This window comes from Victivallis sp., from assembly GCF_048170485.1.
GTDB lineage: Bacteria > Verrucomicrobiota > Lentisphaeria > Victivallales > Victivallaceae > Victivallis.
The window spans coordinates 1-16756 of sequence record NZ_DBEXAY010000040.1; the positions used below are offsets into that span (position 1 = coordinate 1).

At 61.0% G+C, this 16756-nt stretch carries 13 protein-coding genes; 7 read left to right on the forward strand and 6 right to left on the reverse strand.

Features of this window, described 5'->3' with window-relative positions:
• The 3 genes from ACMLHG_RS01905 to ACMLHG_RS01915 all read right to left on the reverse strand — a co-directional run.
• Positions 1-1127: ArnT family glycosyltransferase (locus ACMLHG_RS01905; RefSeq protein WP_417169368.1), on the reverse strand; the 1127-nt coding region annotated here is incomplete at its 3' end.
• A 69-nt stretch (positions 1128-1196) separates the two neighbouring features.
• Positions 1197-2081 (reverse strand): PPK2 family polyphosphate kinase, encoded by an 885-nt coding sequence (locus tag ACMLHG_RS01910; RefSeq protein ID WP_417169369.1) that lies wholly within the window; start codon positions 2079-2081, stop codon positions 1197-1199.
• Positions 2082-2095: 14 nt separating this feature from the next.
• Positions 2096-3268, reverse strand: a complete 1173-nt coding sequence (locus ACMLHG_RS01915) for a glycosidase (protein ID WP_294432664.1) — start codon at positions 3266-3268, stop codon at positions 2096-2098.
• 198 nt (positions 3269-3466) lie between these two features.
• On the opposite strand from ACMLHG_RS01915, the gene ACMLHG_RS01920 reads away from it, so the two are divergent.
• The 6 genes from ACMLHG_RS01920 (at position 3467) to ACMLHG_RS01945 (ending at position 13764) form a co-directional block, all read left to right on the forward strand.
• The gene (locus ACMLHG_RS01920) at positions 3467-5728 is read left to right on the forward strand and encodes a hypothetical protein (RefSeq protein WP_417169370.1); all 2262 of its coding nucleotides are present in this window, start codon (positions 3467-3469) and stop codon (positions 5726-5728) included.
• A gap of 42 nt (positions 5729-5770) precedes the next feature.
• Complete coding sequence (locus ACMLHG_RS01925) at positions 5771-7423, forward strand: solute:sodium symporter family transporter (protein WP_294432660.1); 1653 nt, start codon at positions 5771-5773, stop codon at positions 7421-7423.
• 9 nt (positions 7424-7432) lie between these two features.
• Entirely contained in the window at positions 7433-8545 is a 1113-nt protein-coding gene (gene dinB / locus ACMLHG_RS01930; protein ID WP_295808817.1) for a DNA polymerase IV, read from the forward strand.
• A gap of 115 nt (positions 8546-8660) precedes the next feature.
• Entirely contained in the window at positions 8661-9713 is a 1053-nt protein-coding gene (locus tag ACMLHG_RS01935) for a substrate-binding domain-containing protein (RefSeq protein ID WP_295808874.1), read from the forward strand.
• 14 nt (positions 9714-9727) lie between these two features.
• Positions 9728-10384: an H-X9-DG-CTERM domain-containing protein gene (locus ACMLHG_RS01940; protein WP_417169371.1), complete on the forward strand. Its 657-nt coding sequence runs from the start codon at positions 9728-9730 to the stop codon at positions 10382-10384.
• 41 nt (positions 10385-10425) lie between these two features.
• Positions 10426-13764 carry a hypothetical protein gene (locus ACMLHG_RS01945; protein ID WP_417169372.1) on the forward strand — a complete coding sequence of 1113 codons (3339 nt, stop codon included), beginning with the start codon at positions 10426-10428 and terminating at the stop codon, positions 13762-13764.
• Between the two features lie 75 nt (positions 13765-13839).
• Here the strand turns inward: ACMLHG_RS01945 and ACMLHG_RS01950 are convergent, their stop codons facing one another.
• On the reverse strand, positions 13840-14340 hold the full coding sequence (locus tag ACMLHG_RS01950) for a type II secretion system protein (protein ID WP_417169373.1): 501 nt from the start codon (positions 14338-14340) through the stop codon (positions 13840-13842).
• On the reverse strand, positions 14337-14894 hold the full coding sequence (locus ACMLHG_RS01955) for a hypothetical protein (RefSeq protein ID WP_417169374.1): 558 nt from the start codon (positions 14892-14894) through the stop codon (positions 14337-14339). Before ACMLHG_RS01955 ends, ACMLHG_RS01950 begins: the two co-directional genes overlap by 4 nt.
• A 148-nt stretch (positions 14895-15042) precedes the next feature.
• Here ACMLHG_RS01955 and ACMLHG_RS01960 point away from each other — a divergent pair, with 148 nt between their 5' ends.
• On the forward strand, positions 15043-16314 hold the full coding sequence (locus ACMLHG_RS01960; protein WP_417169375.1) for an acetylxylan esterase: 1272 nt from the start codon (positions 15043-15045) through the stop codon (positions 16312-16314).
• A gap of 13 nt (positions 16315-16327) precedes the next feature.
• Here ACMLHG_RS01960 and ACMLHG_RS01965 read toward each other — a convergent pair whose 3' ends face one another.
• Complete coding sequence (locus tag ACMLHG_RS01965; RefSeq protein WP_417169376.1) at positions 16328-16744, reverse strand: secondary thiamine-phosphate synthase enzyme YjbQ; 417 nt, start codon at positions 16742-16744, stop codon at positions 16328-16330.
• Between the last annotated feature and the right edge of the window lie 12 nt (positions 16745-16756).

A 16756-nucleotide genomic window follows, 5' to 3' on the forward strand; every position in this document is an offset into this window, starting at 1 on the left:
AGGGGCAGCAGCAGCAAAGGCAGCCAGAGACGGCCGTCGAAATAGTGGTTGACGGCGGCGAAGAGTCCCTGCTTCTGGAGCACGTTCATCGTGCCGCGGTCCGACCGGGTCGCGCCGAGCAGTTCGAAGAATCCCGGGGCGTCGGGCAGCAGGATGTGCGGCCGGAAGTGCTGCGGCAGCCAGGCGAGGGGGTGGGCGAAAATCAGCGCTTTGAACTGTTTCAGCCGGTAGTCCACCCGGCTCGCCTCGTCCGGAAATCTTTCGTGGTCGGCGAAGCGCTGCTCCAGTTCGGCGAGGATCTTCGCCTTTTCGAATTCGTAGGAGGTGCCGTTGACCTTCGCCAGCAGCATCGCCCCGTTCTGATGGAGCATCGCCCCGGTGTTGGTGTCGATGCAGAATCCGGCGCCGAACCGGGCGTTGCGCCACATCCACGGCGTCAGAACCGCGGCGAAGAGCAGTGCCGCCGCCGCGCCGGTCCACAGCTTCTGCCGCCATCCGGGCGCCGGGGCGGTGAAGAGCAGCACCAGCGCCGGGAGAATCCACACCGAATTGATCGGCCGGATCAGCGCGCCGAGCGCGGCGAAGAGGATGCACCAGAGGAAATCAGCCACCCGGCCGCGCCGCAGAAAGCGGATGAAGCAGTAGAACTGCACTGCCGCGGTGAACGCCAGCAGAGTGTCGGAGAGCAGCATCGGCGCCTGCGCCATCATCGTGAGGTTGAAGAGCACCAGACCGGCGGCGATCTCCCCGGTGCGTCTGCTGCCGAGTTCGCACCCGGCCAGCCAGATTGGAATCGCCGCCGCCGTGCTGATGAGAATGAGCACCACGGCCAGCGCGCCGTTGTTCCCGAGGCCGAAGAGCCGGTAGCAGAGGGCCGCCAGAACCGGGAAGCCGGGGGCGCGGACCGCGGAGGGCTCTCCGCCGGGCGCGTCGAGAAAGCGGCCCGATTCGGCCAGCGCCAGCGCCGGACCGAGGTAGCCGGAGCTGTCCGGGCGGGAGAAGCGTTCGGTCGGATTCGTCAGCAGACCGGGCAGGGCGAGGCAGAGCCGTGCCGCCAGCCCGGCGGCAAGAAGCAGCAGGAGAATCCGGTTCTCCCGCAGAAATCGGCAGAGCGTCGCTCGATTCATGCGCATTCTCCCGCGGAATCTCCGGATTGGGGAGAGAGCCGCGTCATTCTCCTGCGTTCCATCCGGAAATCATTTGCCGGAGTTTTTGAATTTCCGCCGGATGGAGTTTTTCTCCTGCCGCTGGCGGGCCAGTTCGATGGCGGCCAGCCGCCGGGTCTCCTGCAGGTCCACCGACGGTGCCGGGAGCTCGATCTTCATCGATTCGAGCGTTTCGAGCAGGATCTGCGAAACCACCAGGTTGCGGAACCATTTGGTGTTGCCGGGCACGACGAACCAGGGGGCCTGTTTGGTCGAACAGCGGCTCAGCGCCACCTCGAACGCCTCGATGTAGTCATCCCAGAACTGCCGCTCGTGGTAGTCGTTGCTGGAGATCTTCCAGTGCTTCTCCGGCCGTTTCAGCCGCCGGACGAAGCGCCGGAGCTGTTCATCCTTGTCGATGTGCAGATAGAACTTGACGATCCGGGTGCGGTTGTGTGCGAGCAGATCCTCGAAGTTGTTGATCGCCTTGTAGCGGTAGTCCAGCTCTTCGGCGGAGGCGAATTTGTGCACCCGCTCCACCAGCACCGCCTCGTAGTAGGAGCGGTTGAAGATGACCACCTCCCCGCGGCGCGGCACCACCGGATGAGCGCGCCAGAGGAAGTCGTGCGCCTGCTCCAGCGCGGTCGGCGTCTTGAAGGACTGCACCCGGCATCCCTGCGGATTCATCGCCGAAAAGACGTTGTTGATCGTGCCGTCCTTGCCGCCGGCGTCCAGCGCCTGCAGCACGATGAGCAGCGACTGCTTGCCCTCGGAATAGAGGTCGGTCTGGAGGCGGGCGATCCGGTGGTTGTTCTTTTCGAGCAGCGCCAGCCCGGCCGCTTTGTCCTTGAACTCCAGCGTGTCGTCGGGGTCGAACTTCGACAGATCGACTTTCGTCCCCTCGCGGATGATGTACTTCTCGTAGAAGCGCTCCATGATTCTGCCCCGGTTCAATATTTTTTAAGCAGGCGGAGGTTGCGGTCGATCAGGTTGTCGAGCGTCTCCACCGAGAGCGCCGAGCGGCCTTCGTCCGGCGGCGTGTTGAAGCAGTAGTCCACCAGCTGTGCGATGCTCGAGACCGCGACGTGCATGCGGGTGTCGCTCGAGGCGTAGTAGATGAAGACGGTCCCGTCATCATCGGCGATCCAGCCGTTCGAGAAGAGCACGTTGGAGACGTCGCCGACCCGCTCCTTCCCCTTCGGCGCGAGGAAGTAGCCGCCGGGCGAAGCGATCACCTTCGAGGGATCCTCCAGCGAGGTCATGTACAAATAGAGCACGTAGCGCATTCCGGCCGCGCAGTTGCGCACGCCGTGGGCGAGGTGGAGCCAGCCGAATTCGGTCCGGATCGGCGCCGGTCCTTCGCCGTTCTTGACCTCCTTGATCGTGTGATAGCGCCGGAAGTCGATGATCTTCTCCTCCTTGACCTCCGCATGGGTGATGTCGTCGATCAGCGCCCAGCCGATGCCGCCGCCGGAACCGGCGTCGATGAAGCCGTCCTGCGGGCGGGTGTAGAAGGCGTACTTGCCGTTGACGAACTCCGGATGGAGCACCACGTTGCGCTGCTGGCTCTTCGACTTAAGGTCGGGCAGCCGCTCCCAGTTGACCAGGTCGCGGGTCCGGGCGATGCCGGCGGCGGCGACGGCGCTGGAGAGGTCGCCGGGCGCGGCATCCGGATCGGGCCGCTCCGAGCAGAAGATGCCGTAGATCCAGCCATCTTCATGGTGGGTCAGGCGCATGTCGTAGACGTTGGTGTCGGGGTTGTCGGTTTCCGGCATGGTGATCGGGTAGTCGCGGAACCGGAAGTTGTCCACGCCGTTCGGGCTCTCCGCCAGCGCGAAGAAGGATTTGCGGTCGGCGCCCTCCACCCGGACCACCAGGCAGTAGCGGTTGCCGAACTTGATCGCGCCGGAGTTCATCGTCGCGTTGACGCCGATCCGCTCGAGCAGCATCGGGTTGGTCGAACGGTCGAGATCGTAGCGCCAGAAGATCGGGGTGTGTTCGGCGGTGACGACCGGATACTTGAAGCGGTTGTAGACGCCGTTGCCGGATTTCATGATATTTTTGCGGGCGATAAGCTTTTCGTGCTTCCGGAACAGCTTATCCACTTTCTTGTAGAAACTCATGGGGAACCTCCCGGTAGTGAAATTGATCCTCTGCTGTATAATATCGGTGCATTCAGGGAAAATGCAAGAAACCCTAAAAAAAAATAACGTTGCAGTTGAAAAAAAGCAGTCCGGCGCTACATTGAATTGACGGCGGATTTCCGGGAGCGGCCCGGCCTTCCGGCCGGGATTTCCACGACCAGCGGCGGTGATTCACAGATGCAGAACGAAAACTTTTCCGCTCCGGAGGAGACGCCGGGCGGCTACAATTTCGGCACATTCGCGGGGGTGTACACTCCCGCCTTGCTGACCATCCTCGGGCTGGTCATGTTCATGCGCACGAATTTCGTGCTCGGCAACGCCGGATTGTTTCAGACATTGCTGATCCTGCTGGTCGGCAGCAGCATCACCCTCGCCACCGGATTTTCGATTTCGGCGATCGCCACCAACACCGACGTGGGCGGCGGCGGCGCCTACTACCTCATCAGCCGGGTGCTCGGGCCGGCGTTCGGCACCTCGATCGGGCTGACGCTCTTCGTGTCGCAGTCGCTGGCGATTCCCTTCAACATCCTCGGTGCCACCGAAGCGATCATCGACGGCTGGCCGGTGCTGCGCCCTTACTTCCCGCTGGTCAACGTCGCTCTCGGCGCGATTCTCTTCTTCTTCGTCTGGAAGGGGGCGGACTGGGCGATCCGGGCGCAGTTCTTCATCATGGCGGTGCTCGGCGTGTCGGTGATCGTCTTCCTCGCCGGGCCGCTCGGGAACTTCTCGCTGGAGAATCTGCGGGCCAACTGGGGGCCGCTCGACACGGTGCATTCGCTGATTCCCTGCTTCGCGATCTTCTTTCCGGCGGTCACCGGCATCATGGCCGGCGTGAACATGTCCGGCGACCTGCGCGACCCGCACCGTTCGATTCCGCGCGGAACCTTTTACGCGCTCGGCACCGCGGTGGTCCTCTACCTCATTCAGATCATCATCGCGGCGGGCTGTTTCAACCGGCAGGATATGATCGCCTACCCCTACGTGCTGCTCACGAAGAACGCGCTCTTCGGGCTCGGATTCATGGTGCTGGCCGGCGTGCTGGCGGCGACGCTCTCGACCGCGCTCGGCTGGATGCTCGGCGCGCCCCGGGTGCTCCAGAGCCTCGGCGTGGACAACGTTCTGCCGGGCATCGGCTTCTTCCGCGCGGGGGCCGGGCCGCGCAACGAACCCCGCCGCGCCATCATTCTGGTGGCGGTGATCGTGCTGCCGATTCTGATCTGGTCCGGCATGATCGGCCGGAACGCGTCCGATACGGAGAGTTCGCCGATCACGGTCATGAGCGAACTGGTTTCGCTCTTCTTCCTCTTCACCTACGCGATCATCAACCTGGCGGCGTTCGTCGAGTCGCTCGGCGCGAATCCGTCGTTCCGCCCCCGGTTCCGCTTTTTTCACTGGGGAATCGCCGCTTACGGGACGGCGGCGTGCGTGCTGGCGGCGTTTCTGATCGACCTGGAGCTGTCGATCGTCGCCTTTCTGGTGATCCTCGGGCTCTACATCTGGCTGCGCTACCGCAACCTCACGATGGCGTACGGCGACGCCCGGCGCGGCTTCGTCTATTCGCGGATCTATTCGCTGCTGCATCAGTACGCCCGGCTGCCGCTCCACCCGAAGAACTGGCGGCCCACCATCGCCGTCCTCTCCGGTGAGCCGGAGGAGCGGAGCATGCTCATGGAGTACGCGCTGCTCTTCAGCCAGCGGCGCGGCATCGTCAGCTTGATTCAGATCGTCATTTCCGACGATCCGCACAACATCGGGGAGCGGCGCACTCCCCAGCTCCGGCGGTTGCGCCGGCTCGCCCGCGAACGGCAGTGGCCGGTCTTCCCGACCGTGGTGATCGCGCCGGAATTCGACAGCGCGCTGCGGATCATTCTGCAGAGCCATTCGCTCGATCCCATCCGGCCGAACATCGTGATGATGGGGTGGCCGCGGCGGGCCGAGCGGGTCGTGCCTTTCTTCACCCATCTGCAGACCATCGTCGGGGACTTTCACCGCAACGCGATCGTGCTGGCCAACGAGCGTTCCAGCGCCCGGCCCCAGCGGTACGACGGCGGCACCATCGACATCTGGTGGCAGACGCCGGAAGGGGGGTCGCTGATGACCATTCTCGCCTACCTGGTGCAGCTCGACCGCGACTGGCGCAAGAGTGTGCTGCGCATCTTTTTGCCGATGAACCGGGAGAAGGTCCGCCGAATCCGTCAGGTGCTCGACGCCGCCCGGATCGAGGCGGAGATCGTCGGGCTCGACGAGGAGGTCCGCCTCCGCCGCGTGCTGCCGAAATACTCGTCCGGCGCGGAGCTGGTCTTCATCGAGTTCCCCGATTACAACACGACCGACGTGCGGAGGCAGCTGGTGACTCACGAGCTGCTCAAGCGCGATCTGGCCGGGCTGCCGCCGTGTTTCCTCGTGGTTTCCAACGGAGAAGCGGATCTGCTGGCCTGATTATGATTTTGTCAACTCAATACAAATAGAAGAGAAAATGGTATGAACAATGTCTGGATTACGCCGGTGACCTTTCTGCTGTTCACCGGAGCCGTCGCACTGCTGACCTATCTCATCACGCGCCGGGACGAGCGGCGCACCAACGAGGGATACTTCCTCGCTGGCCGCTCGCTCACCTATCCCTTCATCGCCGCTTCGCTGCTGCTGACCAACCTTTCGACCGAGCAGATGGTCGGACTCAACGGCGACGCCTTCTCCTACGGACTGAGCGTGATGGCCTGGGAGGTGGTCGCGGTGGTGGCGCTGGTGGCGATGGCGCTCTTCTTCCTGCCCCGTTTCCTCAAAAGCGGCATCGCGACGGTGCCGCAGTATCTGGAGCTGCGGTTCGACAAACACACCGGTTCGATCGCGAATTTGATCTTCCTCCTCGCCTACATGCTGATTCTGCTGCCGATCGTGCTCTACACCGGTTCCAAGGGGCTGCTGAGCATCTTCGGGGTTCAGTCGCTCTTCGGCATCACCTCCGAGCTGGGGATGCTCTACCTCATCGTCATCCTGATCGGCGTGGTCGGTTCGGTCTACGCGCTCTGTGGCGGATTGCGCACGCTGGCGGTCGCGGACCTGCTCAACGGCATCGGCCTCCTGATCGGCGGCTTCATGATCGTCTACTTCGCGCTCCGGTACGCCGGTGCCGGCGAGGGGATGTTCGCCGGGCTGGAAAAGGTGCGCACCTACGAGCCGGCGATGTTCAACAGCCTCGGCGGAAACCATCAGGCGGTGCCCTTCACCACGCTTTTCTCCGGGGTGCTCTTCATCAACGTCTTCTACTGGTGCACCAACCAGCAGATCATCCAGCGCACCTTCGGCGCGAGTTCGCTCGCCGAGGGGCAGAAGGGGGTGCTGCTGACCGGACTGTTGAAACTGCTCGGACCGCTCTATCTGGTGGTTCCCGGGCTGGTCGCCTACTACCTCTACAAGCAGGGACTTCTGCCGGGGGTGGTCCGCGCCAACGGTTCGATCGACTCCTCGCTCGCCTACGGGGCATTGGTCCGCACGGTGATGCCGCCGGTCCTGACCGGATTCTTCGCCGCGGTGATGGTCGGCGCGATCCTGTCGAGCTTCAACTCCGCGCTGAACTCCACCTGCACGCTCTTCAGCCTCGGGCTTTACCGCGAATATTTCAACCCGAATGCGACCGATCTGCAGGTGGTCCGTTCCGGGAAGTACTTCGGCCTCATCATCGCCGTCGTCTCGGTCGCCATCGCGCCGCTGCTCAATCAGGTGGACAGCATCTTCAGCTACCTCCAGAAGATGAACGGCATCTACTTCATTCCGCTGCTGGCGGTGGTGCTGGTCGGCATGGTGTCGCGGCGGGTTCCGGCGGCGGCGGCGCGCTGGGCGCTGGGCGGCGGCGTGATTTTCATCGCCTTCTTCTACTTCGTGCCGCCCTTCGACCGCATCGTCAAGGCGATGAACGACTACAACTTCCTCGGTCTGGTCTTCCTCTACCTCATCGTCTTCATGCTGGTGTACGGAGAGATTTCGCCGCGGAAGGAGGAGTACTGCCAGATCGATGCCAAGGCGGTCGACCTCACGCCGTGGAAACATGTGCGGCTGGCCGGCGTTCTGCTGCTGCTGGCGGTGCTGACGATCTACCTCTTCTTCGCGGATACGAGCGTTCTGCTGGTGAAGTGAGGCGGCGCAATGGAGTCTCCGGCAGGAGCTCCGGAGGGCGGTGCCGGAGCGGCGCGGAAGATCATCCACATCGACATGGATGCCTTCTTCGCGTCGATCGAGCAGCGTGACCGCCCGGAACTGCGCGGCCGTCCGGTGATCGTCGGCGGTTCGCCGGAGCATCGCGGCGTGGTTTCCACCTGTTCCTACGAGGCGCGGGCGTTCGGGGTCCATTCGGCGATGCCGACCCGGACCGCCTTCCGTCTCTGCCCGGAGGCGGTGCTGCTGCACCCGGACATCAAGAAGTACAAACGGATTTCCGCGGTCATCCGCGGAATCTTCCACGAATACACCGATCTGGTGGAGCCGGTTTCGATCGACGAGGCGTATCTGGATGTCACGGTGAACAAGCGCGGCGAACGCTCCGCCACCCGGATTGCGCGGGAGATTCAGCGGGAGATCTTTTTGAAGACGCGCCTGACCGCTTCCGCCGGGGTCTCCTGCAACAAATTTCTGGCGAAGGTCGCCTCCGACCTGCACAAACCGGCCGGACTGACGGTCATCCGGCCGGAGGAGGCGGAGTCGTTTCTCGACGCGATGCCGGTGGAGAAGTTTCACGGCATCGGGCGGGCGACTGCGGCGCGACTGCTGGCGATGAACGTCCGCACCGGGCACGATCTGCGGCAGCTCGACCGGTCGACGCTGGCGGCGCACTTCGGCAAGGTGGGGGAATTCTACTACCGGATTGTCCGCGGGGTCGACGACCGGCCGGTGGAAACCGGTGACGAACCGAAGTCGGTGGGCAAGGAGATCACTCTGTCGGCAGACAGCACCGACCGCCGCCAGTTGCGGATCATGGTGCGCACCCTCTCCTACAAGGTGGCGCGGCTGCTGCTCGGCCGGGGTCTGCTCGGGCGGACCGTCACGGTGAAGCTCCGGTTCGGCGACTTTCACACGGTGACCCGTTCGCAGAGTCTTCCTGAGCCGGTGCCGGACGGCGGCCGCCTCGGAGAAATTGCGCTCGAACTGGCGGAAAAGGGCGGAATGTATCAGCATCCGATCCGGCTGGTCGGGGTGACGGTGAGCAACTTTCTCACCCCCGAGGAGCTGAACCGCCCGGTCCAGTTAGAATTTGACTTCTGAACCACCCCCGTCTCTGACGAGCAAGAAAAAATATGTATTTTTAATGTATACAGTTGTTGGCGCCACTGTATACATTCAGTATAATTAAAGCAGACAATCCGGGAGAAAGACGGTGATGCACTCGATACGACCAGAAGAACTCTATCAGATTCTGCGGCAGGATCTGGAAAATTTTGCGCCGGGAAGCAAGTTCTATTCTGTGCGCGAGATCATGAGGAAATACAGCTGCAATCTGCGGGTAGTCAACGGGGCGATTTCGAAGCTGAAGGAAAAGAAGCTGATCCATTGCGAGCCGCATGTCGGAATGTTCAACGCGATGCGGGAGAGTTCCCGGAAACGCCATCTGCTCTACCTCGCTCCGGACTGGCCGAGCCGTATGCTCCAGAAGAACAGGCTGGATCTGCAGGAGGAGGTCGCCCGGTCGAAGCACTGGTTGTTCCAGAGCCGCCTGTATGATGCGGAAAATAATCTGCCGCTGGTGCCGGCCATCGGACTTGATGCCATCTGCATCAACAAGCCGTCTGTCCTCGACAAGCGTCATTTGATGTGGTTGCAGCATATCACGCTCCCGCTGGTGCTGACGGATTGTCGGGTGGGGGATATTTCCATCAGTTCCGTCAATGTAATGGATGAGTTCGCCGGTTTTCTTCTTGCAAAGTACCTGTTCGACCGGGGACATCGGCGGATCCTGCTGTTCAATGCCGAGCCGGTCAACTCCTCCATTGTGCTGCGCAAGCAGGGTATGCGGAATTTCGCCTCGCTTTCCGGGATCAGACTTGTTGAACTGGACTGCAAAGTGCAGCTTGGGGAGTATGCGGTGCGGAAAGCATACGAAACTTTATCCTCCTACCTGACGGAAAAACGCGACACCTTCACTGCACTGGCCGCCATGTCCTCGGGGTGCATTCCCGGCATCTATCGCGCCTTGGGCGAGAACGGTTTGAAAATCCCGGACGATGTGAGTGTCGCCGGATGCGACTACGCGGACGATTATGACTACGTCACCCCCATGTTGAGCGGCATCGGCGTGAAAGGGTCGTTTGCGGAAGCGGTGCTGAATGGCCTGGATGCAGTTCTGGACGGGAAAGTGAAATACTTCCACACCGAACTGCGTCCTTATATCATGGAAAGAAATTCGGTGGCGGCACTTTCTGCCGTTACCCGGTAACAGGGAGAAGAACCATGCGACGGAAAATGTTTACTCTGATCGAACTCCTTATCGTAATTGCCATTATCGCCATTTTGGCTGCCATGTTGCTGCCGGCGCTGAACAAGGCGAGAGAGCGGGCGCGCACGACACAATGTCTGTCTGTATTGAAACAATATGCACTGGGGTACAATCTCTACGCGGATGATTTCGATCAGCTGTTTCCCGGAATCTACAACCGGGGAACATCATATGTGCCTTGGTTCCGACTCATGATGCCGTACTTCCTGCCGGGAAGTAAGGAAAATGATGAAATCAGTGTGTTTAAGCTTCAGTGTCCCAGCGGACTTGCCAGGCGTAAAACATCCGGCAGCCTGAATCTGGTCCAGGTCAATCTGCCCAACAGTACCGGCCGGCTGATATCCCGAAAGAAGATAAAAAAACCCTCTATTACTGCGCTGAATACGGAAAGCTGGGTGAACTCATCCAACAAATATGATGCAGCTCTGGGCAGTTACTGGCCGGATCGTCCGCCGGAAGCCCGCCACAATAACGGGGTCAATATATTATTTGTCGACGGTCATGCCCGCTGGTATCCCAGCAACGGCACTTTCCGCGGCTATTCCGGCTGGCCCAACGCGCCGGAAGGGGAACTGATCTGGGAACAAAGTTCTGCCGGAGTAAAACCCTGAATCGGTTTTATGAAAATCAATCTAACCTCTGTTGTGTAAAAATGAAGAAGATCTATTTTGCTCTGCTTCTGGTTCCCCTGATTGCGGCAACCGGTGCTGAACCGCTTTATTTCGGCAACTTCCGCAGCAACGCTCCTGCCGGACTGCCGGGGGTGATCCGGACGTCGGAAACCACAGAAGGGTTTACTCTGCAATGGGAAAACAAAAGCGGCAAGCCGCTTTCCGCCTCGATTTTTCAACAGCAGTACCTGGAAGATCCGGAAAAGATTTCGTTCGATCTGAAAATCAATCGGAATTCCGGTTCTGCATGGAATATCGAACTCAAGGATACCGCCAGTGCAGTGTTCCGCAGACAGCTGAATCTACCGGAAGCGGATGGAATGTTTCATCGAATTGTCGTCCCGACTGGAGAATTCAAAAAAATCCAATCCGGGTTTCCCCGCGTTTCTCCCTCAGACGCATTGAAGGAGATCAACACGCTGACCCTCGTGGTTGCCGGGGAAAACGGGGCGGTGTTCGACGGCGAGATTCGGAATTTCCAAATCCACGCCGGGGATCGTTCCATCAAATTGTTCACCAGAGAGTTTCGCAATATTTTCGGCGAGAGCAGGAGATACGCCAGACCGATTCCCATTCGGTTCCAGGATGATCGTGTGCCGCGGGTTTTTGTGGCGGACAATACCTCGCTGTTCTGCTCTCTGCCTTTCCGAGAGGCGATTCGCCGGCTTCATCAGCAGTTCAAGGGACATCTCGGGGTTCATTTCAACGGGGGCATGCATCCCGGCGTCTCCGAAAGCGCCGCCTTTTACAACGCCCTCGGAATCAAAACCACCTTTGAAAACCACGTCACCTCCGGTTATCAGGACTATCTTACCAGCAACCGGCTCTTTCTGACCCGGGATGACGGATTTTCGATGAACGATCCGGCGAACTGGGGAAAACCGAACCGCTACTTGTGGCCCTACCACGGAATCAGCATTTTCGACGAGCGGGCGTTTCTGCCGCTGCGGGCGACGATCGATGAAATGGCGAAAAACGGGATCTCCGAATACCTGATGATCGATTACATCTGGCCGTGGCGGGGGCGCTGGGGATATGACGATGCCACACGGGAGGCGTTCCGCCGCGATCTGACCGGTGAAGATGCCGGATTGCTCTATCGCAGTTCCCCCGGAGAGAAGTACCGGAAGATCGGCTTCTTCGACTACCTCCGGCTTTTCACCGATTACCGGTATACGCCGGAATCGCTCGGGCTGAAGAGCTTTCGGGACTATTCCCCGGTGACGGAGAAGCAGGCGTCCCGCGGCAGTGTGTACGAAAAACGGAATCTTTTCCTCTTTCTGGCGCTGTACCATTACGAGTACCTGAAATTTCTGCAGAAGACCGGCCTCTATGCCAACTCGAAGGGGATCCGCATGGTGGCGGGGACCAACCCGGAGGACATCGCCAACGGAAACGATCACTATCTCTCCGCCAATCTGCAGGGGGTGGACAAACTCGGATATGAGTTCTTCGGTTCTCCCGCCGGAACCTTCGCCTGGTATCACAACATGCGCTTTTTCAGCGGTCATCTGAAAAAGATGGGCAAGGATATCTACATCATCGGCGAGATCAATAACGGCGGACATGGAAAGACCAAGTATTCCCCGGAAGCGGCTTATGCTTTCTTCTACGATCTCTCCTCCGCCGCTAAGCCGTCGGATTACAACAACCAGTATATGGAGGCCCCCTGGGACGGCCGTCTGCCCTCCACCCCTTACCATCAGGGGCGCTATGGCCACTGGGCTGCGGGCGCGTATGCGTTTCTGCAGAGTTTCCGGGAACGGCCGGAACTCCCGTCTCCCCGGCAGACTGCGGTGATCGCGAGCCGCAACATTCTGGAGTATCAGAGTGGATTTTCCAATGGAATGAAACAGGCCGGCAATCTCTCCCTCTTTCTGGATCAGCTGCATTATTCATTCGACTCCGCCGGCAAGGAGGGATTGTTCGACGGATTCTGCGATGCGGCCGACATTCTGGTGTTCAATCCGGCGGAGTCGTCGTCGATGCACTTCGCCGCCGCCAGGAAATGGCTGGACGCCGTTCCCGGACGCAGGCTGATCCTCCACTCCTCCGTTCCGTTCTCGCAGTTCAACGGCGGAGTGAATCTGAAAAAGAACGTCCGGGAGATTCTGTGGCATCCCGAAAAGAGTTATGATTGCAATCTGGAAAATCCTCTGGTGGCGAAGAACTCCATCCTGGGGCTGGAGCTTGCAGAGCGGAAGATGTGCCCGGCGCTCTCGTTCGCCGACCGGAATCGCACCTTCCGATGTGACCGCAGCGTCTATCTGCTGAAGAATCCGGGCGAAGTGCTGCTCCGGGCGGAGAACGGACTGCCGCTGGTTTCCCGCATTCCGGCGGGGAGGGGCGAGATCTTTTACATTCATGCGGAAATGCCGCTGGACCGTGCTCCGGAATTCAGCCGGGCGCTGGTGGACTTCACCATGCGGGTGGCCGGGGAGAGGCCAGAATGCGAAGCGGATCCGAAGGCGGGGGTGCATCTTTACGACGTTCCCGGCGGCCGTGCTCTCGTCCTGTGGGATACCCCGTCGCTGACCGCAATGGAGAAAGAACAGTATTTTCAGCGTAAAATTCTGCCGGAAAGCCGGACGGTCCGCGTCTCCGCCGAACCGGAGACCGAATATCTGGTATTTCACTTTTACGATCTTCGCCGGGAGATGCAGAGGAGTTCCCGGGAGGGATTCATCGAGCTGAAATCGAACGCCAGCTGTGACATCATCTATTTCGGCCGGGATTCCGCCGCATTCCGGGAGACGCTGAACCAGCTGCAGAGTACTGCGCGGAAAGTACAGGCGCTTAATCCGGAAAATCTGATGCGCGACATTCGTGAAAACGGCCGGGAGCTTCTGGTCAACAATGGATTTGAAGAGGGGGCTGCCCGTCCGGATTTCTGGAATTCATTCGCTTCGAGGCAGTATATCAACGCCGGGAAGCCGGGGGAAGAGGTCCACCGCGGGAAGGCGTCGGTCGTGCTGAACTCCCCGGATGGGAACGACTGCCGCTGGTATTCCGGGGCCGTGGCAGTGACGCCTGGCTCCCCCTGCCTGCTGTCCGCTTGGGTGAAGACGGAGAATTTCGACGCTGATGACGTGGTTCAGCTCCGGATAGAACGGCTTCGGGACAAACAGTACATCGGCATGTTTGCTGCTCCCGGTCAGCGGGGGAACGGCTCCTGGCGGAAAATGGAGCTGCTGTTTGTTCCCGATACGGCGGAAATTCGGGTCCTGCTGGTCGCCGGTTACGGGGAAAATCGGAAGAGTCCCGCCGCGGCGAAAGCATATTTCGACGACGTTTCACTCAAGATGCTGGAGCAGAAATAATACCACCGTTTCCGGAGAATCCGCCATTTTCGGTTGAATAACGGAGAAATGGCGGGAAAGTGACGGAGCATTCCGTTACTTTTTCAGACGCTTCTGAATTTCCGCCGGCAGGTAGAGCCAGTTTTTGGCGTCGCGTTCTCCGGTACTGCCGTGGAAGTTGTCGTAGTCGCCCATCACCGGCATCGAAAAGTCGAGAATCCGAAGCGTCTTCTCATCCATCTTCTGCCCGTTGGCGAGCGTGTTCCAGTCGTAGCTGCCGCCGCGGCGCTCCGCATACTCCGCGTCGGAGGGGCAGCGGAACAGATCTTCGCTGCCGGATAAATTCGGCAGCAGCACCTCGCGGATCGTCGGTCCGGCCGCCGGATCCTGCGACCCGCAGCAGGTCGGCAGGCAGAAGCGGTTCGCCTGTCCGTACAGTTCCAGCCCGGCGCCGATCTGCTTGAGATTGCTCAGACAGCCGGCCCGGCGCGCCGTCTCCCGCGCCCGCCCGGCCGCCGGGATGAGCAACCCCGCGAGAAGGGCGATGATTCCGATCGTGATCAGGAGTTCCACCAGGGTGAACGAGTATCTTTTCATAGTTTCTCCAGCATTTTCTTCCAGATTTTAAAGGTGGGGCCAAGCTGTTCCCGATCCTGCGGCGAGAGCCGGTTAGTCGCGGTGTTGACCGCGCGGTCGAAGGAGGCGCGCCCCCCCTCGCTGCTCATCAGCAGTGCCAGCGCCTTTTGCTGCTGTTCCCGCGGCAGGCGGCGGAAGTAGGCGAGCGTCTTTTCGGCATCCTCGCGCAGCAGCCGGGCGCGCTCCGGCTTCTCCTCCGGCGGCAGCGCGGCGAAATCCTGCAGCAACCGGTCGATCGAGCCGGCGATCGCGTCGATGATCACCGCATTGCGCCGCTCGGCGGGCACCTGTTGCGCGTTTCGGAAACTGCGGCGGAGCTGGTCGAGCCGCCCCAGCGTCGACTGGGTTGGATCGAAGGCGTTTTCGAAATTCCGTTTGATTCGCTCCTCAGGCGGGAGTTTCGCTTCTGCGGCGGCTTCGGCGGTGCAATACCAGACGACCGCGCCGAGTGTCGCCAAAACCAGCAGGAACAGCACTGCGGCGAAAATCCAGAGTTTTTTTCTGCCGGATTTCATCGTTTTATCGCATTCTCCGGTTGAATTTTCCCCATTCGGGATACATTATATCTCCGGACTGGACAAATCAAGATCATCCGGAGAATTTTTTAAAAAATCTGCGGCCCGGCTCCGTCGTTCGAGCCGATTCACGCAGGAAGGAGTTGCAATGATAAGAGTCGATTCTCAGCCGCTGTACGACGCCCTCTGCCCGGAGTGGAAACTTGCCCCCGTTCCGGAGCCGGAAGAGCGCCTCTCCATAGTCCCGCTCTCTTCGCCGGTGGTCGCCCCGGGGGAGCCGGTCACCTTCGGCGTCTCGCTTCTGCGGCACGGGAAACCGGTCTCCGGAATCGGTCTCAAATGCAAAATGGAGCGTGAATTCCACGAGCCGGTGGAGTTTCCGCTGCCGACCCGCTCCTATCCGGTGGAGGTGACGACCGATCTGGAGCGGCCGGGATTTGTCCGGCTCGAGGCGAGGTACGGCGAACTCTCCGCCGCCTGCGGCGGCGCCGTCGCTCCGTTCGAAATCGCCGGTCTGCCCGATGTGCCCGGTTTCGACGAGTTCTGGCAGCGGCAGCTCGCTTTGCTCCGTTCCGTGCCGATGAAGGTGCTGAAAATGGAGGAGATCGCGCCGGTTCTGCCGGAGTACGCCGACCGGGTCCGCTGTTTCGACCTGCGGATCGCCTGCGCCGGAGCGAAACCGGTCTCGGCCATCCTCGCGATGCCGCGCAACGCCGCGCCGCGGAGCTGCCCGGGCTACGCCTTCTTCCACGGCGCCGGGGTGCGCAGTGCCTTTCAGCCGCTCACCTGGGCCGCTCACGGCCTGATCGCGCTGAACGTCAACGCCCATGGCATCGAAAACAATCAGCCGCCGGAATACTATCAGGAGCTCGAAAAAGGCGAGCTGGCCGATTACGCCCGCCGCCCGGTGCTGGAAGGAGAGGCGTCGCCGTTCCGCGACATGTTTCTGCGGGTGTTGCGCGCACTCGAGTTCCTCAGGAGCCTGCCGGAGTGGGACGGGAAGAATCTCGCCGTCCACGGCGGCAGTCAGGGCGGACTCCAGTCGCTGGCGGCGACCGCCTTCGATCCCGCGGTCACCGTCGGGCTCTTCAACGCACCCGCCGGATGCGATCAGCTCGGCGTGCTGGTCGGGCGCGCGGCATCGTGGCCGGGCGCGGTGAGCTTTCACCCGGTCTCGCCGGAGGCAAACCGGTGCGCCGCCCTTTTCGACGGCGTCTCTCTCGCCCGCCGCTCGCGCGCCAAGGCCTATTTCACGGTCGGATTTTCCGATCCCGCCGCCGTGCCCTCCTCGGTCTACGCGGCGTTCAACGCCTACGGCGGGGCGGAGAAGGAGATCATGGACTTCCCCGACTGCGGCCACGCGGGCGCGGTCTTCTGGGCCGGGGAGGCGGAACTGCTCCGGGAGTTGAAGCGGGAGTGACCCCGGGACTGCGTCACTCGCCGATGATCTTGATCAGCACCCGCTTGGAGCGTTTGCCGTCGAATTCCCCGTAGAAGATCTGTTCCCAGGGGCCGAAATCCAGTTTGCCGTTTGTGACGGCGACCACCACTTCGCGCCCCATGATCTGCCGCTTCATATGCGCGTCGGCATTGTCCTCATAGCCGTTGTGAGCGTACTGGTCGTAGGGTTTCTCCGGCGCGAGACGCTCCAGCCACCGCTCGAAGTCGGCGTGCAGCCCCGATTCGTCGTCGTTGATGAACACCGACGCGGTGATGTGCATGGCGTTGCAGAGCACCAGCCCTTCGCGGATGCCCGACTCCTTCAGCGCGGTCTCCACCTCGTGGGTGATGTTGAGAAAGCCGCGGCGATACGGCAGATTGAAACAGAGCTCCTTGCGGTACGATTTCATGAGAGGCCTCCA

Bases quoted from the DNA above. Each gene is read 5' to 3' on its own strand.
- ACMLHG_RS01955 (WP_417169374.1), bottom strand. From the start codon at position 14,894: ATGAAATCCGGCAGAAAAAAACTCTGGATTTTCGCCGCAGTGCTGTTC.
- ACMLHG_RS01940 (WP_417169371.1), top strand. From the start codon at position 9,728: ATGCGACGGAAAATGTTTACTCTGATCGAACTCCTTATCGTAATTGCC.
- ACMLHG_RS01910 (WP_417169369.1), bottom strand. From the start codon at position 2,081: ATGGAGCGCTTCTACGAGAAGTACATCATCCGCGAGGGGACGAAAGTC.
- ACMLHG_RS01920 (WP_417169370.1), top strand. From the start codon at position 3,467: ATGCAGAACGAAAACTTTTCCGCTCCGGAGGAGACGCCGGGCGGCTAC.
- dinB (WP_295808817.1), top strand. From the start codon at position 7,433: ATGGAGTCTCCGGCAGGAGCTCCGGAGGGCGGTGCCGGAGCGGCGCGG.
- ACMLHG_RS01915 (WP_294432664.1), bottom strand. From the start codon at position 3,268: ATGAGTTTCTACAAGAAAGTGGATAAGCTGTTCCGGAAGCACGAAAAG.
- ACMLHG_RS01960 (WP_417169375.1), top strand. From the start codon at position 15,043: ATGATAAGAGTCGATTCTCAGCCGCTGTACGACGCCCTCTGCCCGGAG.
- ACMLHG_RS01965 (WP_417169376.1), bottom strand. From the start codon at position 16,744: ATGAAATCGTACCGCAAGGAGCTCTGTTTCAATCTGCCGTATCGCCGC.
- ACMLHG_RS01945 (WP_417169372.1), top strand. From the start codon at position 10,426: ATGAAGAAGATCTATTTTGCTCTGCTTCTGGTTCCCCTGATTGCGGCA.
- ACMLHG_RS01935 (WP_295808874.1), top strand. From the start codon at position 8,661: ATGCACTCGATACGACCAGAAGAACTCTATCAGATTCTGCGGCAGGAT.
- ACMLHG_RS01925 (WP_294432660.1), top strand. From the start codon at position 5,771: ATGAACAATGTCTGGATTACGCCGGTGACCTTTCTGCTGTTCACCGGA.
- ACMLHG_RS01950 (WP_417169373.1), bottom strand. From the start codon at position 14,340: ATGAAAAGATACTCGTTCACCCTGGTGGAACTCCTGATCACGATCGGA.